Genomic DNA, 23478 nt, shown 5'->3' on the forward strand with positions numbered 1-23478 from the left:
TCGCCACCGTCGCCTACATCGCCTGGATGAAAGCCTCCATGGCCGCGATGGTTCGATCGCGCATGTCGTTCAACCTCGCCAGGCCGGCATGCGCCTCATCCTTGCGATCGCCGCGGTGCAAGCGCAACAGCTCGACGGCAAGCGCGTGGATCTCGAGGTGAAGCTGGTCGAGCTCGCTCAACCGATCACTGCCCAGTGCGTAGGGATCAGCAATCACGCCGTCGAGCCAGCGGCCGAAGGCACATTCATGAGGGTCGAGCGCTGGCGGCGCTGCGCGCTCGCCGGCAAGGCACTCGGCGATGGCCATGATCCAGCCGCGGTGCTCGACCGTGGCATACAGCAAGGGCATTGCCTCAGCCCCAAGCCGGCGCTGGCGGGTCCACCGCAGCGGCGGACGCCAGCCCGCAGCCCAGCCCGGCAGCGCTGATGGCGGCATCGGCCGCGCAATGCCATAGCCTTGGGCGCATTCGCACCCCAGCCGCAGCAGCAGTTCGCCCTGCGCCTCGGTCTCCACGCCCTCGGCAACGGCACGGCGGCGAAAGGCACGCGCAAGGCCCAGCACGCCATCGAGGATGGCAAGATCGTCGGCGTCGTGCAGCATGTCGCGTACGAAGCTGCGGTCGATCTTGAGCTCGGCGGCCGGCAAGCGCTTCAGATAGCTCAGGGAGGAGTAGCCGGTACCGAAGTCGTCGAGCGAAAAGCTGACCCCCATGCGCGTGCACGTGGCCATCGTCTCGGCGACCCGGTTCATGTCGGCCAGCGCACTGCTCTCGAGCACCTCGAGCTGCAGTTGGTCGGGCGCAACTTCCGGGTGCAAGGACAGCAACAGGTAGAGGCGCTCGGCGAAATCGGCCCTTTGCAAGTGATTGGCCGAGATGTTGACGCTGACGGGCACGCGCAAGCCCTCGGCCTGCCACGCGGCGATCTGACTCAAGGCCGAGTCGATGACCCATTCGCCAAGCTGGACGCCGAGCTCATGGCGCTCGATCGCAGGCAGGAAGCGATCGGGCGGAAGCAAGCCCTGCTCCGGGTGTTGCCAACGGACCAGCGCCTCGGCACCGATCAGCTCGCCGCTGTGCATGTTGACCTTGGGCTGGTAGTGCAGCGCGAACTCGTCCCGCAGCAGGCCCTGGCGGATGCGCTCGACGCTTTCGTGATGGCTGCGCAGGTCATAGTCCTGGTCGCTGTCGAAGAGGTGGTAGCGATCCTTGCCGGCAAGCTTGGCCTGGTACATCGCCTGGTCGGCCTGGCGCAGCAACTGGTCGGCCTCGACATCCTCGCGCTGCGGGTAGAGCGTGATCCCGATACTGCCCGACACCTTCAGCAGCTGGCCATTCACCTCGACAGGCTCGGCAGCCGTAGCCAGCAGCCGCCGCACCAGCGGCCGGCAGCTTTCGGCATCGGGCAGATCGCTGAGCACGGCGACGAACTCATCGCCCCCCAGGCGAGCAAGCGTGTCGCAGTCCCGCATGGTCTTGCGCATTCTCAATGCAAGTGCCATCAGCAGCTTGTCGCCCACGTCATGCCCGAGGGTGTCGTTGACCGCCTTGAAGCCATCGAGATCGATGTACACGACCGCCAGGCGCTGACCACTACGCGTTGCGCGCGCCATGGCCTGATGGAGGCGGTCCGCAAACAGGACGCGGTTGGGCAGCGCAGTGAGGGCGTCGTAATGTGCAATATGCTCGAGCTGGCGTTCGTGCTCCTTCTGCACCGTAATGTCCGAGAACAGACCGACAAAATGCCGGATCGCGCCGCGTGCGTCGCGCACCGCGCTGATGGTGAGCAATTCGGCGAACAACTCTCCGCTCTTGCGCCGGTTCCACACCTCGCCGTACCAGTGCCCCTTGTCGTGCAGGCTTTTCCACATCGCCGCATGGAAGGCCTGGTCATGGCGATCGGACTTGAGCAGGCTGGGGTTGCGCCCGAGCACTTCCTCTCGCGCGTAGCCGGTGATGCGCGTGAACGCCTCGTTGACCTCGACAATGTTTCCCTGGGCGTCCGTCACGATGATGCCTTCCCGGGCGTGCGCAAACACGGCCGCTGCCAGGCGGGCATCGGCGTCGCGCTGGTGGCGCAGCCGCGCATAGCGGATCGCTCGCCGCAACACCTCGCTGTCGCCCCCCTTGGGGAGATAGTCATCGGCACCGAAAGCAATCGCCAGACAGGTCACGGCCGGATCGTCCACACCGCTCAACACGATGATCGGCGCCTCGGTCAGCGCTCGGCAGCGCTCGACCGTGCCGGCTCCGCAGGAGTCCGGCAGACTCAGGTCGAGCAATACCACGTCGGGCTGGGCTCCAGCCTCCGCAAACAGGGCCTCGGCCGCACGCATGGAATCGGCAACGCGGATGTCGAAATGCTCATGCAACGCATCCCGCAACTGCCAGCGGATGAGTTCGACGTCACCCGCATCATCCTCGATCAGCATGATCTGGGCCGGGGCAAGAGCGGAAGCGGGCATTCAGGGGCTCCGTGGACAACGCGCGTTCCCAGGCCGGGCTGGCCTGCGCACAGGGAGGCGTAACATGTTAATCCAGTATTCACCGATGCCGCGGCCCCTGCCGCGAACTCAGCCACAGTTCGACGGCCCAATCGATACGGCGCACTCGGCTAGAATGCCGGCGTCCAAGACCACAGGCCCGGCTCCACTCCATACTCATGCCCACTTCACGCCGCCCCGAGCTGCTCGCCCCCGCCGGCACCCTCGACATGATGCGCACCGCCTTCGCCTACGGCGCGGACGCCGTGTACGCCGGTCAGCCGCGCTATTCGCTGCGCGTGCGCAACAACAGCTTCGGCCAGCTTGAAACCCTGGCAGCCGGCATCGACGAGGCCCACGCTGCAGGCAAGCTGTTCTATCTGGTGGCCAACATCTACCCGCACAACGCCAAGCTGCGCACCTTCGAGGACGACATGGCGCCGGTCATCGCGATGAAGCCCGACGCGCTCATCATGGCCGACCCCGGGCTGATCATGATGGTGCGCGAACGCTGGCCCGAGGTGGACGTCCACCTCTCGGTGCAGGCCAACACCACCAACTACGCGTCCGTACGCTTCTGGCAGTCGGTGGGGGTCAAGCGCATCATCCTCTCGCGCGAGCTGTCGCTCGACGAAGTCGCCGAGATCCGCGACACCTGTCCGGACATGGAGCTCGAGGTCTTCGTTCATGGTGCGCTGTGCATCGCCTATTCCGGGCGCTGCCTGCTGTCGGGCTACTTCAACCACCGCGACCCCAACCAGGGCACTTGCACCAACTCCTGCCGCTGGGACTACAAGGTGCACGAGGCCGGTGAAGACGGCGCCGGCGACGTCCAGGCCCGCGGCAGTGCACCGATCGGCACCCCGAAGGACGCCGGCGCGGTCGGCACCGCCACCCGCAGCCGGCTCGACACCACCACCGGCCTTGCGCTCGGCGGCGGCCCGCGCCACATCGGTGGCAGCAAGGTGTGGCTGCTGGAAGAAGGCACCCGCCCCGGCGAGCTGATGCCGATCGAAGAGGACGAGCACGGCACCTACATCCTCAACTCGAAGGATCTGCGCGCCATCGAGCACGTCCAGCGCCTGGTGGACATTGGCGTCGATTCGCTCAAGATCGAGGGCCGCACCAAGAGCCCCTACTACGTCGCCCGCGCCGCCCAGGGCTACCGCCGCGCGATCGAGGACGCCGTCGCCGGCCGCCCCTTCGACCCCCGCCTGCTCGGCGAGCTCGAGGGCCTGGCCAGCCGCGGCTACACCGACGGCTTCTACCAGCGCCACGCCACCCCCGAGCACCAGAACTACCTGCGCGGCCATTCGGAATCCGGGCGCAGCCTGCTGGTGGGCGAGATGGTGGGCTGGGATGCCGGGCGTGGCCTGGCAGAAGTCGAAGTCAAGAACGGCTTCGGCGTCGGCGACCGGCTGGAGTTCGTGCAGCCGGGCAGCAATCTCGAGTTGCGCCTCGACCGGCTACTGGCCGCCGACGGCAGCGCACTCGACCGCGTTCCCGGCAGCGGCCGCCGCGTGTGGTTGCCATTGCCACCCGCTGCCGACCCTGCCCAGCCCTGCTTCATCGCCCGCTTCCTGTGAGTGCCTCAATGATCCTCGACATCGACCTCGTCTCCGACTTCGTCTGCCCCTGGTGCTACCTCGGCAAGGTGCGTCTCGACCGCGCCCTGGCGGAGCTGAAGGCCGCACGCCCCGACCTCGAAGCGCGCGTTAACTGGCTGCCCTTCTTCCTCAACCCCGACACCCCGGCCGCAGGCGAACCCTATCGCGCCTTCCTTGAGGCCAAGTTCGGCGGCCCGATCAAGGCCGAGGCGGTGCTCGACACCGTGCGCGCGGCAGCCGCGGAGGACGGCCTGAGCTACGCCTTCGAGCGCATCCAGACCCGCCCCAACACCTTGCAGGCGCACCGCCTGATGTACCGCGCCCAGGCCCAGGGCCAGAAGCCCGAGCGCATCCAGAGCCTGGCCCAGGCGCTGTTCGCCGCGCACTTCCAGGAGGGCCGAGACATCGGCGACAAGGACACCCTCGCCGACATCGCCGCGGCCTGCGGCGACCGCCGGGAAGCCGTGCGCGAATGGCTGGACGGCCGCGGCAGCATCGACGCCGTCGAGCGCATGGCCGCCGGCGTGCGCCGCCAGGGTATCGAGGGCGTGCCGTTCTTCATCCTCAACCGCAAGCTGGCGGTGTCGGGCGCCCAATCGGCCGCCGTGCTGGGTGCGGCCATCCTGCAATCGCTGGAAACCGGCAAGCCCTCCTGACGCCGGGAACGCGAGCGTGCGGCAGCGCGTCTGAAGCGATGGACACCCCCGCCGCAACCGACCACCACCCCGGCCCCTCATGAGCACCCACACCCTGCAGCTTGCCGACGCCGACCTGGAGGCCCTCGCCCACGCGCGCGGCCTGCTGGAAAACCCCAGTCTGGTCGCGCGCCTGAGCAGCTTCGTCGGCAGTCCGCTGGAGCAAGGCATGGCGCGCCTGCCCGCGAGCTGGCGGGCAAAGGTCGGCGGGCTGGCCCATGAAGCCCTGCTGCGCGCGATGAGTACGGCCGCGCGTACGCTCGAACCCGAGCCTCGTCCGGCCTCGCCGCGCCTGCACAAGCTGCTCGGCTCGGTCAGCGGCGCCGGCGGCGGTGCCTTCGGCCTGGCCGGGCTGACGGTCGAGATCCCGCTGTCCACGGTCCTGATCATGCGCGCCATCCTCGACATCGCGCGCGCGGAAGGCGAGCACATCGACAGGCCGCCTACGCGCCTGGCCGCCCTCGAGGTGTTCGCCCTCGGCGGCACCCAGCGCAGCGACGACGCCACCGAATCCGGCTACTACGCGGTACGCGCAGCGCTCGCCACCACGGTCAGCGAGGCCGCACGCCACCTGGCGCAGAAGGGGCTGAGTGCCGAAGGCGCGCCCGCCCTCGTGCGGCTGATCACCATGGTGGCGGCACGCTACAAGGTGCAGGTCACGCAGAAGGCGGCCGGCATGCTGGTGCCCGGCATCGGTGCGGCCGCCGGAGCGACGATCAACCTGATGTTCATGAACCACTTCCAGGACGTCAGCCGCGGCCACTTCACGGTACGCCGGCTGGAGCGCCACTATGGCGCCGAGGCCGTGCGCACGGCCTGGGAGGCACTTGCCGACTCCCCGCGCCCGCACTGAACGGGCGCGCCGTCCTCAGCTGCCGCTGCAGCAGACCGCGACGAACTCGTCCCACGGCAAGGGCCGGCTGAAGTGGAAACCCTGCGCCAGGTCGCAACCCTGGGCGTGCAGCACCATCAGGTGTGCCTGCGTCTCCACGCCTTCGGCCACCACACGCAGCCCCAGGCTGTGGCCGAGCGACACGATCGCCGACACCAGCGCTGCATCCCGCGGATTGCGATCGATACCGCGCACGAACAGGCGGTCGATCTTGAGCTCGTCGATCGGGAAACGCTTCAGGTAGGCGAGCGAAGAGTAACCGGTACCGAAATCGTCGATCGCCAGCCCGACACCGAGCGCGCGCAGCTGATCGAGACGGGCGATCGCGCGCTCCGAGCCCTCCATCAGCATGCTCTCGGTCAGCTCCAGCGTCAGGCACTCGGGCGGCATGCCGGTCTCGGCCAGCACACTGCCGACCATGGCCACGAAACCCTCGTCACGGAACTGGCGCGCGGAGATGTTCACCATCATGCGCAGCGGTGGCCGGCCGGCCTCGCGCCAGTTGCGGTGATGCTCGCAGGCGCAGCGCAGCACCCATTCGCCGATCGGTACGATGAGTCCGGTCTCCTCGGCCAGCGGGATGAAGTCAGCTGGCGACACCAGGCCAAGGTCCGGGTGGTTCCAGCGCAGCAAGGCCTCGACGGCCTCGAGCCCGCCCCCGCCGATGCGCACCAGCGGCTGGTAATGAAGCTGCAGCTCGTTGCGCGGCAAGGCGCGGTGCAGCGCGGTCTCCATGGCCAGGTGTTCGAGCGAGCGGGCATTCATGGCTGGCTCGTAGAGCTGGAAGCTGTTGCGGCCCTCGTCCTTCGCCCGATACATGGCCACATCCGCGTTCTTGATCAGCGTGTCGGCATCGAGCGAGTCGTCGGGGTAGATGCTGATGCCCAGGCTGGTGGTGACGACCAACTCGTGCTCGTCGATGAGCACGGGCCGGCGCAATGCAGCCACCAGGCGGCGCGCAGTCATTGCCGCCTCGTCGGGGCCGGCCAGATTGTTGAGGATGACGAGGAACTCGTCCCCGCCCATGCGTGCGACGGTGTCGTCCTCGCGCAGACAGGCACGCAGCCGGCTGGCGATTTCGACCAGCAAGCGGTCGCCGATGCCGTGGCCGAGGCTGTCGTTGATGCGCTTGAAGCGGTCGAGGTCGACGAACATCACCGCGAGGCGGCTGCGCATGCGCGCGGCATGGGCGAGCTCCACCTGCAGGCGGTCCTCCAGCAGGCGGCGATTGGGCAAGCCGGTGAGCGGATCGTAGTAGGCGAGGTCGCGGATGCGGGCCTCGTTCTCCTTGAGCCGGCTGATGTCGGTAAACAACGCCGCATAGTGGGTCAGCGCACCGTCCTCGTCGTGGATCGCGGTGATGTGGAGCAACTGCGGCGACACCTCGCCGGATTTGCGCCGGTTCCACACCTCGCCCTGCCACTTCCCGGACTCGAGCAGCTCTTCCCACATGCGCTGGTAGAACGCCGGGCTCTGGCGACCTGAATTGAGCAGCGAGGGGTTGCGCCCGATCACCTCCTCCGGCGCGTATCCGGTCAGGCGGGTGAAGGCAGGATTGACCGACACTATACGGACATCCGCATCGGTCACCATGACCCCTTCGAGCGAGTTCTCGATGACCTTCTCGGCGAGATAGAGATTGCGCCTCGATGTATGGAGGGCGGCATCGCGCTCGTGCAGCGCATGTTGCAGCTCATGCACGTAGGCGAGCTCCATGCCGCTCAGGATGTCCTTGAAGCTGATCAGGTCGCACAACTCGCCGTCGGCCCCGATCACGCCGACATGGCGGATATGGCGCTCGGCCAGCAGCGCGCGCACCCTGTACAGGCTGTCATGCTCGGTGCAGGCGATCAGCGGGCGGCTGGCAAAATCGCCCACCTCACCACAAGCCACGCGCTGGGCCACGAGGCGGGTGATGTCGCGTTCGGTCAGGATGCCGTAGCGGCCCGACGCAGAGGCCTCGGCCTCGTGGCCGAAGTCGACCACGACGGCGTCTGCGCCACTTTCCCGCATGCGCGCGGTGGCCTCGGGCAGACGGGCAGCGGCAGGCATGGCATGCAGGCCGCCCTTGACCAGCGAGTCCACCTTGCGCAACTTCAGGTAATGCTCGATGCCCTGGTTGAGCACCACGTCCGATTGCGACACAACGCCCATGCGGTGACCATCGTCGTCGACGACCAGGTAATGGCGCACATGCTCCTCGCGAAAGCGGACAGTGAGCTCGTGCAGGCGGAACGACGCCGGCACGGTACGCAGCGGCGCGCTCATCACCTCGCGCAGCGGCCGAGTGAAGGCGGCCGGATCGCTCATATCCACCGCGAGCGCGTCGCGCTCGGTCCAGATACCGACCGCCTCGCCCCCCTCGACCACGATGACCGAGCTCACCCGACGCTCGCTCATGAGCGCCGCAGCCTCGTGCACAGGCCGTTCGGGGCCGCATTCGAGCACGACGGGCGAGACGATCTCGCCGATGCAGACATCGTCGCCAAGGGCGATCGAGAGGATTTCGTCGCACAAGGCGCCAGGAGTTCGCGGCAGGTTCATGGATTGCGGTCGGTGCGCGGGACCAAGGCCCGTGCCCTATGTCTTTGGTCGTAAGCGCGCGATTGTCTCATCAACACCACGCCTTTGCCCGACGACCCTGTCACGCAGGTGCAACGATTGCCACCGCCGCGCCCCACCCGCCAACGGTCACCGTGCGGTAACACGGCGGGCCCAAGCTGGGTCGCATGCTCAAGGTACTGATGGTGTCCGACGTCTATTTTCCGCGCGTAAACGGGGTATCGACCTCGATCGCGAGCTTTCGCCGCGCGCTTTCCGCACAAGGCGTCGATGTCCGCCTCGTCGTCCCGCGCTATGGCCGCGAGGCCGATGAAGAGGGCGTCATCCGCATTCCCGGCTGGCGCCTGCCGCTCGACCCGGAGGACCGCCTCGTCGCACGTCGCGCCATGTACGAGGCCGTCCGACGCGAAGCGCGCGACTGCGACCTCGTGCATGTGCAGACGCCCTTCGTTGCCCACTATGCCGGCCTTGCCGCCGCCCGGGCCTGCGGCCGGCCGGTGCTGCTCACTTACCACACGCTGTTCGAGGAGTACCTCCAGCACTACATCCCCTTCCTGCCTGCGGCCGCGCTGCGCGGGCTGGCGCGACGGATATCGCGCCAGCAGTGCGACGCCGTCGACCAGGTGATCGTGCCGTCCACAGCCATGCGTACGCGCCTTGCCGACTACGGCGTGCGCACGCCGATGGAGGTCCTGCCCACCGGCATCCCGGTCGCCGACTTCGCCCGCGGAGACGGCGCGCACTTCCGCCGCATCTACGACATCCCGGAGGCCGCGCAGATGGCCTTGTTCATCGGTCGCGTCGCGCACGAGAAGAACATCGGCTTTCTGCTCGATGTCGCCGCAAGGCTGCGCAGCCAGCGTCCCGGCTTCGTGCTCGTGATCGCCGGCGAGGGTCCGGCCACGCGTAGCCTGCAGCGTCGGGCCACGCAACTCGGCCTGGGCGCGGCCGTACGCTTCGTCGGTTACCTCGAGCGCCGCAAGCGCCTGCCGGACTGCTATGCCGCAGCCGATGTCTTCGTCTTCGCCTCGCGCACCGAAACCCAGGGACTGGTCCTGCTCGAGGCCATGGCCGCAGGCCTGCCGGTCGTTGCGCTGGCCGCCATGGGGACCACCGACATCCTCGCCCCCGAACGCGGCGCCCGCATCGCTCCCGACTCGCCCGCCGGTTTCGCGGCAGTGGTCGAGGATGTGCTCGCCAACGGCCGCCTGCGCAAGCAACTCGCCGCCGAGGCGCCCGCCTACGCCGCCGAATGGGCGGACACGCTGATGGCTGCACGCCTCACCGCGCTCTACCGCCGCTTGCTCGAAGGCGGCGGCGCGGGCTGACTGCGCGCACCGCCGCCTTGGAAGCGGTGCAAGCCGCGAGGGGTTGAAGGCGGCCGCATCCTGATCAGGCCCGCAACAGCTCGCGACTGGCGTCGCTCCTACAGCGAGGGCAAGCCGCGGCGATTGCTCCCCGGTAGGAGCGGCGCCAGCCGCGAGGGGTTGAAGGCGACACGGCAGGACTCCTGCCCTAAAAGGCTCGTGACGCCTCATGTCGAACTTGCCGACGACGCCGGCAGCGGACAAGATGCGGCGAACACCGTCCCCAATTTCCGGAGCCGCCGATGCAGACCACCACCCTCACCATCACAGGCATGCGCGACGAGCACTGCCTGCGCCTCGTCACCAATGCCATCCAGGACCTGCCCGGAATCGGCTACCTCGAGATCTCGCTCGAAACCGGTGCAGCAACCATCGAGCACGGCACCTTCGTGTCCGCGGCCGACATCTACCAGGCCATCGAAGACGCCGGCTTCGGCGCACGCTGACGGCGTTTCCGCACGGCCGGGGCTAATGGCAGCTCGCAGGCACGGAACCCCGGACGGCCTGCGCCGCTCACACCTGCCCGCCCCCACGCACCCGGTCCTCGTCCGCTGTGAACGCCCTCCTCCGAGCCCACCCCGGCGGCCTCGCCTTCGTCGATATCGAGACCACCGGTGGTCCCGCACAGCACGACTCGATCACCGAAGTCGGCATCGTCCAGGTCGACGAGGACGGCGTGCGCGAGTGGTCGACGCTGGTGCGCCCTGCGTCACGCATCCCCGACTACATCCGGCGCCTGACCGGCATCGACGACGACATGGTGGCGAGCGCGCCTCGCTTTGCCGAGATCGCGGACGAGGTCTTCGACCGCCTCGACGGCCGCCTCTTCATTGCCCATAACGCACGCTTCGACCACGGCCACCTGCGCGCCGCCTTTCGCCGTGCCGGGCTCGACATCCGTCCGCAGGTGCTGTGCACCGTCAAGCTGTCGCGCCGGCTGTTTCCCGACCACCGCCGCCACGGCCTCGACCACCTCATCGAGCGCCACGGCCTGATGGTGGCCGACCGCCACCGCGCGCTCGGCGACGCCCAGCTGCTGTGGCAGTTCTGGCAGAAGATCCACGACCGCTTCCCAGCCGGCCACATCGAAGCGGCCGTGCGCGAGCTGATCGGCCACCCCAGCCTGCCGCCCCACCTCGACCCGGAGCAGATCGCCGGCCTGCCTGACTCGCCCGGCGTTTACCTGTTCTATGGCGAGCGCGCCGCCGGCGCGGCAGATGGGCACTTGCCGCTCTACATCGGCAAGAGCACGCGGCTGCGCAGCCGCGTGCTGTCGCACTTCGCCGCCGACCACAGCAGCGACCGCGAACTCAGCCTCAGCCAGCAGGTGCGCCACGTCGAATGGATCGCAACCGCGGGCGAGATCGGCGCGCTGCTCGAGGAGGCCCGCCTCGTCAAGCAGCTGCAGCCCACCCACAACCGCCAGCTGCGGCGCAACCGCGAGCTGTGCACCTGGCGCCTCGCCACCGACATCGTCGGCGACTGGCGGCTGGAACTGGTGCACGCCGCCGACCTCGACTTCGGCCGCCGCGACGACCTCTACGGCTTCTTCCGCAATCGCCGCGAGGCCACCAACCGGCTGCGCGCGCTCGCCCGCGACCACGCCCTGTGCCCGCCCCTGCTCGGCCTCGACAGGCACCCCCAGGGCGCGCGCTGCTTCGACTTCCAGTTGAAGCGCTGCCACGGCGCCTGCCACGGCAGCGAATCGCCCCAGGCCCACGCCCAACGCCTGATCGACGCCCTGCATGCGCTGAAGGTCGAGCACTGGGCCTGGCCTGGCCCGATCGGCCTGCGCGAAGGCGAGGCCACCCACGTCATCGACGGCTGGCGCTGGCTCGGCACCGCCACCGACGAGGCCAGCCTTGCCAGGCTGCTTGAGGCCGGCCGCCCGGCATTCGATCTCGACATCTACAAGATCCTGGTCAAGGCAGTGAAGCGGTTGTCAGTGGTGAAACTGTGAGCGACGCACCGCAGCGGGTTGCCGCGTAAACGGGGCGAAAAGCTCGCGACTTGCTTCGCTCCTACAAGACCCCTGCCCAACTCTGCGACAATCCTGCCCAAGGCGCCCACACCGAGGCGCGCACCTCACCCCAAGAAGCCCGATGGAACAACAGACCACCTACGACCGGATCGGCGGCGAGCCCACCGTTGCCCGCCTGTGCGACCGCTTCTACGGCCTGATGGCCGAAACCCCGCAGTTCGCCGAACTGCGCGCCATGCACCCCCAGGACCTGCAAGGCTCGCGCGACAAGCTCTTCATGTTCCTGTCCGGCTGGCTGGGCGGGCCCGACCTGTTCGTGCAGAACTTCGGCCACCCGCGCCTGCGCGCCCGCCACATGCCGTTCGCCATCGGCACCCGGGAGCGTGACCAGTGGGTCGCCTGCATGCTGCTGGCAATGGAAGAAGTCGGCATCGAAGAAGGCGTCCGCGAGCGCCTGCTGCAGAACTTCTTCAACACCGCCGATTTCATGCGCAACCAGCCGGGCTGAACCGAATTGCACACACCGTCCCCCTCGCATGCCGACGCCGTGCGCGGCCTGCTCGCCGCGCTCGCCGTGGTGGTGTTCTGGTCCGGCTTCAACATCGTGTCGCGCTTCGGCGCCACCGCGAGCTTCACGCCCTTCGACATTGCCGCGCTGCGCTTCGGCGTGTCCGGCGCAATCGCGCTGCCGCTCTACCTGCGCTTCGTGCCGCACAGGGACTGGCCACGCCACATGGTGCTGGCGGCAGTAGGCGGGCTGGGCTACGGCCTGCTGGTGTACTCCGGCTTCGCGTTCGCGCCGAGCGCGCACGCCGGGGTGTTCGTCAATGGCGGCATCCCGTTCTGGACCATCGTCATCATGGCGGTGATGTCGGGCTTTCGCATCGCACGCCCCACCGTGATCGCGCTCGCACTGTCGACCTGCGGCCTGCTTCTGATCGGCTTCGAGAGCCTGCTCGCACCCACGCACGGACGCGAATGGGTCGGCGACCTGCTCTTTCTCAGCGCCGCGCTGTGCTGGGCGGTATTCGGGCTGCTGATGCGGCGCTGGCAGATCAAGCCCCAGCTCGGCATCCTCGGCATCGCCAGCTTTTCCGCGCTGGCCTACCTGCCGGTCTATCTGCTCTGGCTGCCGGCCAACATCGCCGCGGCAAGCTGGGGCGAGATCGCGCTGCAAGGGGTCTACCAGGGCATCGTCGCCTCCATGCTTGCCGCAGGCTTCTACAGCTATGCGGTGCAGAAGGTGGGCGCGAGCGAAGCCTCGATGATGCTGGCACTGGTGCCCGCCTTCACCGCGATCGGTGCTTTCTTCATCCTGGGCGAGGCGCTCGGCCTCAGCACCATCATCGGCATCGCGGTGGTATCGGTCGGCGCCCTGCTCGGTGCCCTGCCCCCGGCAGCGCTCGCCCGCCTGCGCGCGCTCCGTTCACGCTGAACGGCCGGCGTGCCGGTGCGCGCCGAGCCAGCGCGCCCGGTAGTCGCCATCCGCGTCGTAACGCGCCGCCTGCCCGTCAGGGTCGAAACGCCGTCCGCCGCGCGGATCGGTGCCGCGGCCGGCGATGTACAACCAGTTGCCCTGGTTGCTGTACGTGTCGTAATCGACCAGCTGGGCCTCGAACCATGCCGCCCCGGCACGCCAGTCGCAGCCAAGATCGTGGATCAGGTAGCTGGCAACGACCTGGCGCATGCGGTTGGACAGCCAGCCGGTGGCTGCAAGCTCCCGCATGCCGGCATCGACGAAGGCCTGCCCTGTGCGCCCTGCGCACCAGGCCTCGAAGGCCGCCGGATCATGCGCAGGCGGCGAAGCGCCGTCGCCGAGCCCGCGCGCCCGGTACAGGCGTCGCCCGTGCTGCAGATGCAGGAACCGGAAGTAGTCCCGCCACAGCAGCTCGAACCACAGCCAGTAGCTGCCGTCGCTCGCCCCCTGCTCGGCCTCGTGACGGCGCAGCGCGGCGAAGACCACACGCGGCGACAAAGCCCCCTGTGCCAGCCAGGGCGAGAACTTGCTCGAGAAGTCGACGCCGCTCAGCCCGTTGCGCGTCACCTTGTAATGCCGGGGCCTTGCGCTTGCGAAATAGCTCGCCAGATGCGCGAGCGCCGCCCGCTCACCGCCCGCGAATTCCGGCCGCCACCACGGGAAGGCAGCCTCGCCGCAGCCTTCGTAGCCCCGCTCCGGCCGGAGCGCCTGGCAAGGGCCACCCCCCACCTGGACCATGCCGGGCAGCTGATCGAGCGACGGACAGGGCGGCAGCGCGGCGAGCGGCGCCAGTGGGGCCGCCGGTAACACGCCCGCCATCTCAACCGCCCGCCGAAAATCCGTGAACACCTTCGGCAGTGCCTCGACCTCGAACGGCAGCAGCCCGGGATCGAGCATGGTGGACTGCCACACCGCCTGCACCTGCAGCCCTGCCGCGCGCAACGACGCCAGCTCGTCCACCTCCTCCGGCGCGGCGATCGCCTCGCATGCCACCCTGTCCGTGCCCAACGCACGGGCCAGCGCCGGCAGGACATCGGCCGCTGCGCCACGCACCTGAAGCAGGCGACTGCCACGCGCACGCAAGGCCGCATCCAGATCGGTAAGCGCGGCATCGAGGAACGTGCGCCGATGCGCACCCCTGCGCGTGAAACCCCAGCGCGTGGGCGTATCGGCCGCAGGGTCGTGGCAATACACCGGCAGCAAGCGCGCGGCCGACGCGCTGGCCGCGGCCAGCGCCAGGTTGTCGCCAACACGGAGGTCGGTGCGGAACCAGTAGATCACGCCATCCCCCCGGGCTTGCGGGCGCGCCGGCAGCGCTCCGAGCAGTAGCGCACTTCGGCCCACACCTTCTCCCACTTCTTTCTCCAAGCGAACGGCCTCCCACAGACCGCGCACAGTCTTGTCGGCAGGTCGGCCTTACGTCGCATCGCCATCGTCAAGCCGCCTCAGAACCCCAAGTCCAGCTGCACAGCGGCAGCCGTCGAGCCGGCCGCCTCGCGCCGCCGCGCCTGTGGTCGCCTGCGCGAGCCGTGGCGGTCGACGATCGCCGCCTTCGCCGCGCGTATCTCAGGCTGAGCGCGCAAGGCGTGCACGCGAGCCTTGGCGGCCCGGGTGGCAGCCTCGAGCTCAACCACGGGCAGGACGATTTCCTCACCCACCCGCAATCCGCAGCGCGCCTGCACCGACGCCGGCATGCGCCAAGGCTCGAACAGCCAGCTATCGGGCACCCGACGCAGGGCCGGCAGCCAGCGGCGCACGAACACGCCCTGCGGGTCATGATCGCGTGCCTGCTTGATCGGGTTGTAGACACGGGTAGTGTTGATGCCGGTGGTGCCCGACTGCATCTGCAGCTGGCTCCAGTGGATGCCCGGCTCGTAGTCGATGAAGGCCCGCGCAAGCCATAGCCCGACCTCGCGCCAGTGCAGCCACAGCGGATAGGCCGCCACCGACACCAGCATCGCGCGCATGCGGAAGTTGAGCCACCCCGTCTCGCGCAGCATCGCCACGCAGGCGTCCACCAGCGGCCAACCCGTACGCCCGGCCACCAGCGCGGCGAAATGCGCCGGATTCCACTCGCCCTCACGCAGCCCGTCATAGCCACGGTGCAGGTTGCGGAATTCCAGCGCCGGCTCGCTCTCGAGCTTCTGGATGAAGTGGCAATGCCAGTAAAGGCGGCTGAGGAAGGCCGACAACCCGGCGCGGCGGCGGTCGCCCTCGGCCAGCACGGCGACGCGCACGCGGGTGGCCTGCACCACCTCGCGCAGGCTCAGGCAGCCCCAGGCCAGGTAGGGCGACAGCCTTGAACAGGCACTCGGCGCCTTCAGCGGCGACGAAATGCCGCCACGGTACTGCCCGCTGCGCTGGTCGAGAAAGTCATTGAGCACGTCGAGCGCGGCGCGCCGCCCGCCGCGCTGGCGCCGCGGGGGCTCGAAGACATCGAGACCGAGCGCCGCTGCCTCCGGCGCGCGCGCGCCGGGCTGCAACAGCGCCGATGGCGTGACGAAGACGAGGGCTGCGGGCAGCACCGCCTGCGGCGCCGCCACATGCGCCTCCCAGGCAGCCTGCCAGCGGTCGCGGTCATCGAGCCTGCGCACGACGCCAAACTGTGGCAGCTCATGCCAGCGTACCCCGCGCGCCCGACACCAGCGCGCCACCGCGCGATCACGCGCATAGCTCGCCCCGTTGCCGGTCTCCTCGTGCGCGTACAGCTCGGTGAATGGGGCGGCCGCGTGCAGGCGGTCGAGTACCTCCACGGCCTCACCCACCAGCAGGTGCAGGCGTCCTCCCAGGCGGCGCAGCCCGGCATGCAGCTCGCGCGCCGCTTCGAGCATGAACTCGTAATGCTGGCGTGCGGCGTCGGGCTGGGCCCACAGCGAAGGCTCGACGATCAGCACGCACAGCACCGGCCCGCGCCGCGCCGCCGCGGCGAGCGCCGCGTGATCGGCCAGGCGCAGGTCACGCTTGAACCAGACCAGGCCGTAGCTCATCACGCACGTTCGCCAGCACGCGCCCGGCAAGCGCATGGCCGCTGAGCCAGGCCCCCTCGACACGGCCGCCATTGAGCCAGTCGCCGCACAGGCCGAGGCCGGCCCCCGCATGCCAGGCGCAGCCGCCGTCCACCGCCGACGCGGTGATCGCATAGCGCCACCGATGCGCCGCCCAAGCCAGCGGTGCGCCGCCGCCAAGCTCGCAGAATGCGGCGATGAGCGCAGCGGCCACGTGGTCGGGGCTGTCTTCCAGATGCGCCTCGCTCCACTCGGCGCTCGCATGCAGTATCCAGGTCTCGGCGCCCTCGCGCCCCGGCTTGCTGGTGTCACGCGCGATCCAGCGCAGGGGCCCGCAATTGACAAAGGCGGCATCGAAGTCGAGCGCGAGCGGCGTCTCGAAGCGCAACATCAGCGCCCAGCACGCCTGCATGCGCGCACCTCCGGCAAGCTCGGCCAGCGCGGGCAGGACAGGCTGCAGCAGGGGCAGGGCCTGCGGCGCAGGCACGGCAAGCAGCACACCGTCGAAGGCCTCGGCGAGCACGCCGCGCTCGGCAGTGGCCAGTTCCCAGCCATGTTCGTAGCACTGCAGGGCAGTCACCGTGGTCTGCACGCGCAGGTCCAGCCCATCAGCAAGCAGGCGCGCCGGCGCGGTCATGCGTGGCGTGCCGACGTAGCGCGCCTCGGCACCGCCGCTATCGCGCCGCTGATCGTCATCGAACACCACCAGCCGCGGCTCCCAGCGCGCCGCCGCGCCTGCAGCCTGCCAGCGGCCGAGCTCGGCCTGGAACGCCGGGTCGCGCTCAGTGAAGTACTGCGCGCCATGGTCGCAGGCCCAACCTTCGCCGCGGCGCGTGCTCATGCGCCCGCCGGGTCCCCGGCTCTTGTCGAACAACGTGACGCGCACACCCGCAGCGGCAAGCGCGCGGGCGCAGCACAAGCCGGCGATTCCGGCGCCAACGACGGCGTAGTGGAGAGGCGGGTTCATGGGAGCCTCCGTGGTGAAGGGAAGTTGGGCAGCGCTTCGGCGCGGCCGAGTCAGCAAGCCGAAATATACTCTCTTTGTCCTGGACAAAACAGAATTCAGTTACTAGCATCAGCCTCATAAACGCATTTCTATCGCTGATAAGCACGTACACCCAAGAAATCGTCCTGGACAGTTAACGCACAGTGACGATCATTCGAGTCCACTCGAGCAGTCTCCGAAAACCCTTGGCGGCCCCTGACCCGATGAACATCGCCTCTACCAACCCCATGCCCGGCGACAGTCCGAAGCTGCCCGGCACCGCCCGCTGGCTAGGCTATGGCGGCCTGATCCCCTTCCTCGTGCTCGCGCCCGCCAGCCTGCTCGATGCCCATCATGGCCTGGCCTGGAGTGACGCGCTGTACGCCTACGGCGCGGTGATCCTCAGCTTCGTGTGTGCGCTGCACTGGGGCTTCGCGATGAGCCTGCCCGGCCTCACCGACAGTCGACGGGTGCGCACCATGCTGTGGAGCGTCGTACCCTCGCTGATCGCCTGGCCAGCGCTGCTGCTGGTGCCGATGGAGGCTGCCGCCTTGCTCGTGAGCGGCTTTGTGCTGCATTACCTGCAGGACCGCCGCCTCGCCCGCCATGCCGCACTGCCGGCGTGGTACCTGCCGCTGCGCCTGCAGCTCACCGTCGTGGCTTGCCTGAGCCTGGTGGCCGGCGCCTTCATCCCGCTACCGTGATGTGCTTCAGATCCACCCTCTGACCGGGAGGCAATACGCATGAACACGATGGCCCGCGCCACTGCAGTACCAGGTGGCCGCCTCGCCCGGCTCGCGCGCCTGGGTTCGCTCGCCACCGGCGTCGCCGGCGGCATGATTGCCGAGGGCGCACGCCAGCTGGCGGCAGGCAAGCGGCCGACGGTGGGCGACCTGGTACTGACCCCCGCCAACGCCCGCCGCGTGGCCGATCAGCTCGCGCAGTTGCGCGGCGCGGCGATGAAGGTCGGCCAGCTGATGTCGATGGATGCCGGCAACCTGCTGCCGCCCGAGCTTGCCGCGATCCTCGCCCGCCTGCGCGAGGACGCGCGCACAATGCCGATGAGCCAGGTCGTGCAGGTGCTGGAAACGCACTGGGGCCAGGGCTGGGAGCAGGGTTTCGAGCGCTTTTCATTCACGCCGTGCGCCGCAGCGTCGATCGGCCAGGTGCATCGCGCCCGCACGCACGACGGTCAGGAACTGGCGATCAAGCTGCAGTATCCGGGCGTGCGTCGCAGCATCGACAGCGACGTGGACAACGTCGCCACGCTGCTGCGCGTCTCGGGCCTGCTGCCGCGCGCACTGGACCTTGCCCCGCTGCTCGAGGAAGCCAAGCGCCAGCTCCACGAGGAAGCCGATTACCTGCGCGAAGCAGGCAATCTGCAACGCTTCGCAGGCCTGCTCGGTGCCGAGGCCGATTTCGTGCTGCCCGCGCCGGTGCCCGCGCTGACGCGCAGCGACATTCTCGCCATGCAGTGGGTTGAAGGCGTCGCCGTGGAATCGCTCGACAGCGCCGCGCAGCCGGTGCGCGACCGCATCGCCGGCCTGCTCATCGGCCTGTTGTTTCGCGAGCTGTTCGAGTTCGGCCTGGTCCAGACCGACCCGAATTTTGCCAACTACCGCTACGACGCCGCCAGCGGCCGGATCGTGCTGCTCGACTTCGGCGCCACCCGCGCTTATTCGATGACGGTCGTCGACGCCTACCGCCGCCTGATGAGCGGCGCAATCCGCAACGACCCTGCAACGATGAGCGCGGCCGCGCAGGAGATCGGCTACTTTCAGGAACACCTGCACGCCAGCCAGCGCGATGCCGTAATCGCACTCTTCGCCGAGGCCTGCGAGCCACTTCGCCATGACGGAGCCTACGACTTCGGCGCCAGCGACCTCGCCCGCCGGATCCGCGACGCCGGCCTGCGGCTGAGCATGGAGCGCGACTTCTGGCACACGCCGCCTGCCGACGCCCTGTTCCTGCACCGCAAGCTGGGCGGGCTCTACCTGCTCGCCGCGCGGCTCGGCGCGCGGGTACCGGTGGGCAGGCTGGCGGCTCCCTACCTCGAGCGCCCGGCCGGTACTCGGCCAGCCTAGGCCCCGTCAGGCCGCGGGACGGGCATCAGGCCCGCGACAGGAAGGCTTCCAGCGCAGCCGCCACCTGTTCGGGCTGGTCGTGCTGCAGGTTGTGGCCGGCATCGGCAATGGTGACGACACGGTGGTCGGCAAAGCAGTCGAGCCGGCGGCGCAACTCGGCAGCGTCGTCGCCAAAGCGCTCGGTCACGTAACCCTGCTCGGCAAGCACCATCAGGGTCGGGGCGGTGACCTGGCGCCAGCAGGCCATCACATCCTCGATACGGTAGACGAAGGGCGAAGGCACCTTGTGCCAGGGGTCGCAGGCCATCTCCACCCGCCCATCGCCCGCCATGCGGCCGACGTGCGCAGCAAGGAATGCCGCCTTGTCCGGCGCCAGGCGCGGGTTGACCGCGCACAGCCGACGCACGAACGCGGCATGGTCGGCGTGCGTCGGCAAGCGCGGCGGCCTGGCCTGGGCGTCGAGCCATTTGTCCAGCAACACTGGCGCCTCCGCCTCGGGCGGCGGCTTCAGGCCGAGGAAGTCCATCATCACCAACTGCGCCACCCGCCCCGGACGCAGCCCGGCATAGACCCCTGCGACGGCCGCGCCCATGCTGTGTCCGACCAGGCGCGCCGGCTGCCCCTGCGCGTAATGATCGAGCAGGGCCTCGAGGTCGGCGTAGTAGTCGGGAAACCAGTAGCCATGGCCAAGCCAGGTGCTGCCGCCAAAGCCTCGCCAGTCGGGCGCAATGACCTGCCAGTCCTGGCGCAATGCATCGACCACGAACTGGAAGGTGGGCGATGAATCCATCCAGCCATGCAACAGGAACAGCTGCGGCGCCTGCGCGCGCCCCCAGCGGCGCACGTTGTACTCGAGGCCGCGGATCGTGATGCGTTCGGTGGTGGAGGGTTTGAGGACGCTGTAGTGCATGCGGGAAGATCTCTTTTCCGGGACAATCACCCTTTCATTCTAGCGATCGAATTCAAGCCCGGACTCATCCGCTTCGCTTGCGCCCGCCCACCGCTCCGCCCTCCCGCATGATCACTCCCGCCGCGCTGCGCCAGCGCTTTCTCGCCGAGCCGCTGACCCTGCGCAACGAACGCCGCGACTTCGGCGACTGGCATCGCGGCCGGCCGCACTACCTGCTGTGGGCGATCGACGTGGACCTGCCTGCGGTGCGCTCGCGGATCACCGCCGCACAGCGCGCACTCGACGGCCTGCTGCTCGACGGCTACCGACGCCAGCCGCACATCACGCTTGCCTTGTGCGGTTTTCCGGCGCGCACCGCCAGGCCAGCAGTGGATGAATTCGACCGCCACTGGCTGCAGGCACGCATCGACGCGCTCGCGGCAGCGCGGATCACGCCCTTTACGGTCGCCATCGGAGCGCTGGAGAGCTTTTCATCGGCCCCTTTCCTGCATGTCGATGGCGCCGATGGTCCGCTCGGCGCACTGCGCGCCTGCCTGCATGCGGACACGCCCCACCCGCAGGGCGAATACGTGCCGCACGTGACCGTAGGCCTGTACGCCGACGCTTACCCGACGCACTCCGTGGCACAGCGTTTCGACGTCTGCGCGCCCGTGGTACCGCTGCGCTGCACGATCGAGCGCATCAGCCTGATGGGCTACGTCGCCGCCGAGATTGGCGGCGCCCTGTTCACCCTGGCCGAGTGGGACCTCGCCGCACACCGCCTGCAGTGGCGAAGCCGCTTGGCCGCAGCCGAACTCTTCCGCTGTCGTGAGCCCGTGCGCGCGAACCGCGACACGGCGCCGGCATCGGACCTCCCCATGGAGATGCCATGAGCCCATCTGCCCAGGGACCGGCAGCGCTCACGGACGCGCCCAAGCGCCCCGCCTCGCCCTTCGCGCTCTTCGTCGCGTTCAGCCTGCTCGCGCTGCAGGGTTTCGGCGGCGTGCTCGCGGTCGCCCAGCGCGAGCTGGTCGACCGCCGCGGCTGGCTGAGCCGCGAAGCGTTCATCGAGCTGTATTCGATCGCACAGATGCTGCCCGGACCCAACGTGGTCAACCTGTCGCTGATGATCGGCGACCGCTACTTCGGCTGGCGCGGCGCACTTGCGGCAATCACCGGCATGCTGCTCGCCCCCTTCCTGATCGTGATCGCGCTCGCAGCGAGCCATGAACGCCTGGCCGAGTTTCCCGCGGTGGCGGGCGCGCTGCGCGGCATGGGTGCGGTGGCAGCAGGACTGATCCTGGCGATGGCGGTGAAGATGCTCGGCACGCTGCGCGGCAACCTGCTCGGGCCCTGGTTGTGTGCGCTGCTCGGGCTGGGCACGCTGATTGCGATCGCGGCATTCCGCCTGCCCCTGGCATGGATCGTGATCGGCCTGGGCGTGCTCGGCTGGGGGCTTGCGCGCTGGCGGATCGCCATCCTCGACGCGCGGGCGGCACGCCCGGAGGACGCATCTTGAATACGCTGCCCGCGGGCGAGCTGCTCGAACTCTTCCTGCACTTCCTGACCCTGTCGCTGCTGTCGATCGGCGGCGCGATGTCGACGGCGCCGGAGATGCATCGCTACTTCGTCACCGAGCGCGGCTGGCTTGGCGACGCCGACTTCACCACCGCAGTCGCACTCGCCCAGGCCGCGCCCGGCCCCAACGTGCTGTTCGTGCCGGTGCTCGGCTTCCAGGCTGCGGGCCTGCCCGGTGCCGCGGCGGCGCTGGTGGGCATCCTGCTGCCGTCCACGCTGCTTTCGCTCGGCGTCAGCCGCTGGGGCGCGAGCCGGCGCGACACGGCCCTGGTGCGCGCCTTCACCGCCGGCCTGGCCCCCATCACCGTCGGCCTGGTGTTCGCCACCGGCTGGCTGCTCGCGCTGCCCTTCGTCGGCGACCCGGCGCACCGCAACGGCACGCTGGTACTGATCGCGCTCACCGCGCTGGTGACGCTGAGAACGAAACTGGCGCCGATCTGGATGATCGCCGCAGGCGCAGTCCTGGGCGCAGCGGGACTGGCCTGACTCCCACCGACCGTCCGCGCAGCGGCAAACGGCCACGCCAGCTCGCGTGACCGGCCGCTCGGCCCGAGTTAGGCCAACTCGTTGATCGCCGCTGCAAGTATGTCAAGCCCCTCATCTAGAACCGCTTGCTCGATGGTAAGCGGCACCATCAAGCGCAGTACGTTGCCATAGCTTCCGCACGAAAGCAGCAGCAGGCCACGCTTGAGCGCGTCTGCAATCACCGCCTTGGCAATCTCGGGGGCTGGACGCGCAGGATCACCATCGTGGAAGAACTCGACCGCGACCATCGCCCCGAGGCCGCGCACATCGCCAATGGAAGAGTGGCGCGATGCCAGCTCGCGCAAGCGCCGCTGCATGTGCTCGCCGACAGCGATCGCGCGTTCGCACAGCCTCTCTTCTTCTATCACGTCAAGCACAGCAAGCGCCGCGGCGCAGGCCATCGGCGCACCAGCGTAGGTACTGCCCAGGCCGCCCGGGGCGAGCGCGTCCATGACCTCGGCGCGGCCCACCACCGCCGCGACAGGGAAGCCGCCGCCGAGGCCCTTGGCCAGGGTGATGAGGTCGGGCACCACGTCGCTGTGCTCGACCGCAAACATCTTGCCGCAGCGGCCGATACCAGACTGGATTTCGTCGGCGATAAGCAGGATGCCGTGCTTGTCCGCGAGCGCGCGCAGGCGCTGCAGGAACTCGACCGGAGCGGGGTAATAGCCGCCCTCGCCCTGCACCGGCTCGACGATGAAGGCGGCGACGCGGCGGGCCTCGATGTCGTTCTTGAACAGCAGCTCGACGCCATGGATAGCGTCATCCACGCTGATACCGTGCAGCGCGCAGGGATAGGGGGCGTGGTAGATCTCGCCCGGGAAGGGGCCGACGCCAAGCTTGTAGGGGTCGACCTTGCCGGTGAGGCCGAGCGCAAGCAGCGTGCGGCCGTGGAACGCGCCGTTGAAGGCGATCACGCCCGGGCGGCCGGTGAAGGCGCGCGCGATCTTGACTGCGTTCTCGACCGCCTCGGCGCCTGTGCTGACCAGCATGGTCTTCTTCGGAGCGCTCCCCGGAGCGAGCGCGTTGAGGCGCTCGGCCAGGCGCAGGTAACCGTCGTAGGCTACGACCTGGAAGCAGGTGTGGCTGAAGTGGGTGAGCTGGGCCTGCGCCGCGGCGACCACGCGCGGGTGGCTGTGGCCGGTGTTGACAACGGCGATGCCGGCGACGAAATCGATGAAGCGACGCCCCTCGACGTCCCAGACCTCGGCGTTGAGCGCCTCGGTGGCGAACAGGGGGTGGGCCTGGCCCACGCCGCGCGGCAGCGCGGCGGCACGGCGGGCCATGAAGTCGGCGTTGTGCAGGCCGGGGGGGGGGGGGGGGGGGTTCATGGGTTTTTCCTGTCGATT

At 69.0% G+C, this 23478-nt stretch carries 21 protein-coding genes; 13 read left to right on the top strand and 8 right to left on the bottom strand.

What is annotated here, in order from left to right; translation table 11 throughout:
* Window positions 1-13: 13 nt before the first annotated feature.
* A complete protein-coding gene (locus B447_RS11920; RefSeq protein WP_002940239.1) occupies window positions 14-2464 on the bottom strand; it encodes an EAL domain-containing protein in 2451 nt (816 codons plus the stop codon).
* A gap of 197 nt (window positions 2465-2661) precedes the next feature.
* Here B447_RS11920 and trhP point away from each other — a divergent pair, with 197 nt between their 5' ends.
* The 3 genes from trhP (at window position 2662) to B447_RS11935 (ending at window position 5637) form a co-directional block, all read left to right on the top strand.
* Window positions 2662-4068, top strand: a complete 1407-nt coding sequence (gene trhP / locus B447_RS11925) for a prephenate-dependent tRNA uridine(34) hydroxylase TrhP (protein ID WP_002925004.1) — start codon at window positions 2662-2664, stop codon at window positions 4066-4068.
* 8 nt (window positions 4069-4076) lie between these two features.
* Entirely contained in the window at window positions 4077-4745 is a 669-nt protein-coding gene (locus B447_RS11930; protein WP_002925006.1) for a DsbA family oxidoreductase, read from the top strand.
* A gap of 79 nt (window positions 4746-4824) precedes the next feature.
* Window positions 4825-5637, top strand: a complete 813-nt coding sequence (locus B447_RS11935; RefSeq protein WP_002940246.1) for an EcsC family protein — start codon at window positions 4825-4827, stop codon at window positions 5635-5637.
* Between the two features lie 15 nt (window positions 5638-5652).
* On the opposite strand, the gene B447_RS11940 is transcribed toward B447_RS11935, so the two are convergent.
* Window positions 5653-8220 carry an EAL domain-containing protein gene (locus B447_RS11940; protein ID WP_002940249.1) on the bottom strand — a complete coding sequence of 856 codons (2568 nt, stop codon included), beginning with the start codon at window positions 8218-8220 and terminating at the stop codon, window positions 5653-5655.
* Window positions 8221-8405: 185 nt separating this feature from the next.
* Between B447_RS11940 and B447_RS11945 the strand changes: the two genes are divergently transcribed.
* From B447_RS11945 to B447_RS11965, 5 genes are all read left to right on the top strand, one after another.
* Entirely contained in the window at window positions 8406-9566 is a 1161-nt protein-coding gene (locus B447_RS11945; protein ID WP_002940256.1) for a glycosyltransferase, read from the top strand.
* Window positions 9567-9847: 281 nt separating this feature from the next.
* The gene (locus tag B447_RS11950; RefSeq protein ID WP_002925013.1) at window positions 9848-10051 is read left to right on the top strand and encodes a heavy-metal-associated domain-containing protein; all 204 of its coding nucleotides are present in this window, start codon (window positions 9848-9850) and stop codon (window positions 10049-10051) included.
* Window positions 10052-10158: 107 nt separating this feature from the next.
* Complete coding sequence (locus B447_RS11955) at window positions 10159-11565, top strand: 3'-5' exonuclease family protein (protein WP_002940259.1); 1407 nt, start codon at window positions 10159-10161, stop codon at window positions 11563-11565.
* 142 nt (window positions 11566-11707) lie between these two features.
* Complete coding sequence (locus tag B447_RS11960) at window positions 11708-12094, top strand: group II truncated hemoglobin (protein WP_002925016.1); 387 nt, start codon at window positions 11708-11710, stop codon at window positions 12092-12094.
* Between the two features lie 6 nt (window positions 12095-12100).
* Window positions 12101-13021: a DMT family transporter gene (locus tag B447_RS11965; RefSeq protein ID WP_198291794.1), complete on the top strand. Its 921-nt coding sequence runs from the start codon at window positions 12101-12103 to the stop codon at window positions 13019-13021.
* On the opposite strand, the gene B447_RS11970 is transcribed toward B447_RS11965, so the two are convergent.
* Genes B447_RS11970 through B447_RS11980 form a run of 4 tightly spaced genes read right to left on the bottom strand, consistent with a single transcriptional unit; the run spans window position 13013 to window position 17035 of the window.
* Window positions 13013-14344 (bottom strand): DASH family cryptochrome, encoded by a 1332-nt coding sequence (locus B447_RS11970; protein WP_037982743.1) that lies wholly within the window; start codon window positions 14342-14344, stop codon window positions 13013-13015. The two genes, B447_RS11965 and B447_RS11970, sit on opposite strands and share 9 nt — an antisense overlap.
* On the bottom strand, window positions 14341-14496 hold the full coding sequence (locus B447_RS22185) for a DUF2256 domain-containing protein (RefSeq protein ID WP_083491447.1): 156 nt from the start codon (window positions 14494-14496) through the stop codon (window positions 14341-14343). Before B447_RS22185 ends, B447_RS11970 begins: the two co-directional genes overlap by 4 nt.
* A gap of 12 nt (window positions 14497-14508) precedes the next feature.
* Window positions 14509-16050: a cryptochrome/deoxyribodipyrimidine photo-lyase family protein gene (locus B447_RS11975; protein WP_002940267.1), complete on the bottom strand. Its 1542-nt coding sequence runs from the start codon at window positions 16048-16050 to the stop codon at window positions 14509-14511.
* A complete protein-coding gene (locus B447_RS11980; protein ID WP_002940268.1) occupies window positions 16019-17035 on the bottom strand; it encodes an NAD(P)/FAD-dependent oxidoreductase in 1017 nt (338 codons plus the stop codon). The genes B447_RS11975 and B447_RS11980 overlap by 32 nt, the downstream gene beginning before the upstream one ends.
* 242 nt (window positions 17036-17277) lie before the next feature.
* On the opposite strand from B447_RS11980, the gene B447_RS11985 reads away from it, so the two are divergent.
* Both B447_RS11985 and B447_RS11990 read left to right on the top strand, forming a co-directional pair.
* The gene (locus tag B447_RS11985; protein ID WP_002925024.1) at window positions 17278-17757 is read left to right on the top strand and encodes a DUF3429 domain-containing protein; all 480 of its coding nucleotides are present in this window, start codon (window positions 17278-17280) and stop codon (window positions 17755-17757) included.
* A gap of 39 nt (window positions 17758-17796) precedes the next feature.
* Window positions 17797-19137: an ABC1 kinase family protein gene (locus B447_RS11990; protein ID WP_002940269.1), complete on the top strand. Its 1341-nt coding sequence runs from the start codon at window positions 17797-17799 to the stop codon at window positions 19135-19137.
* Between the two features lie 25 nt (window positions 19138-19162).
* On the opposite strand, the gene B447_RS11995 is transcribed toward B447_RS11990, so the two are convergent.
* Complete coding sequence (locus tag B447_RS11995; protein ID WP_002940270.1) at window positions 19163-20047, bottom strand: alpha/beta fold hydrolase; 885 nt, start codon at window positions 20045-20047, stop codon at window positions 19163-19165.
* Window positions 20048-20154: 107 nt separating this feature from the next.
* On the opposite strand from B447_RS11995, the gene B447_RS12000 reads away from it, so the two are divergent.
* From B447_RS12000 to B447_RS12010, 3 genes are read left to right on the top strand one after another with little or no spacing between them, the layout of a single operon-like run.
* Window positions 20155-20919, top strand: coding sequence for a 2'-5' RNA ligase family protein (locus B447_RS12000; RefSeq protein WP_002940271.1), 765 nt, complete (start codon window positions 20155-20157; stop codon window positions 20917-20919).
* Complete coding sequence (locus B447_RS12005; protein ID WP_002940274.1) at window positions 20916-21545, top strand: chromate transporter; 630 nt, start codon at window positions 20916-20918, stop codon at window positions 21543-21545. The genes B447_RS12000 and B447_RS12005 overlap by 4 nt, the downstream gene beginning before the upstream one ends.
* Window positions 21542-22090 (top strand): chromate transporter, encoded by a 549-nt coding sequence (locus B447_RS12010; RefSeq protein ID WP_002940278.1) that lies wholly within the window; start codon window positions 21542-21544, stop codon window positions 22088-22090. Before B447_RS12005 ends, B447_RS12010 begins: the two co-directional genes overlap by 4 nt.
* Before the next feature lie 68 nt (window positions 22091-22158).
* Here B447_RS12010 and gabT read toward each other — a convergent pair whose 3' ends face one another.
* Complete coding sequence (gabT, locus tag B447_RS12015) at window positions 22159-23460, bottom strand: 4-aminobutyrate--2-oxoglutarate transaminase (protein WP_002940280.1); 1302 nt, start codon at window positions 23458-23460, stop codon at window positions 22159-22161.
* Window positions 23461-23478: the final 18 nt, after the last annotated feature.

It is taken from the genome of Thauera sp. 27 (genome assembly GCF_000310125.2).
Lineage (GTDB): Bacteria > Pseudomonadota > Gammaproteobacteria > Burkholderiales > Rhodocyclaceae > Thauera > Thauera mechernichensis.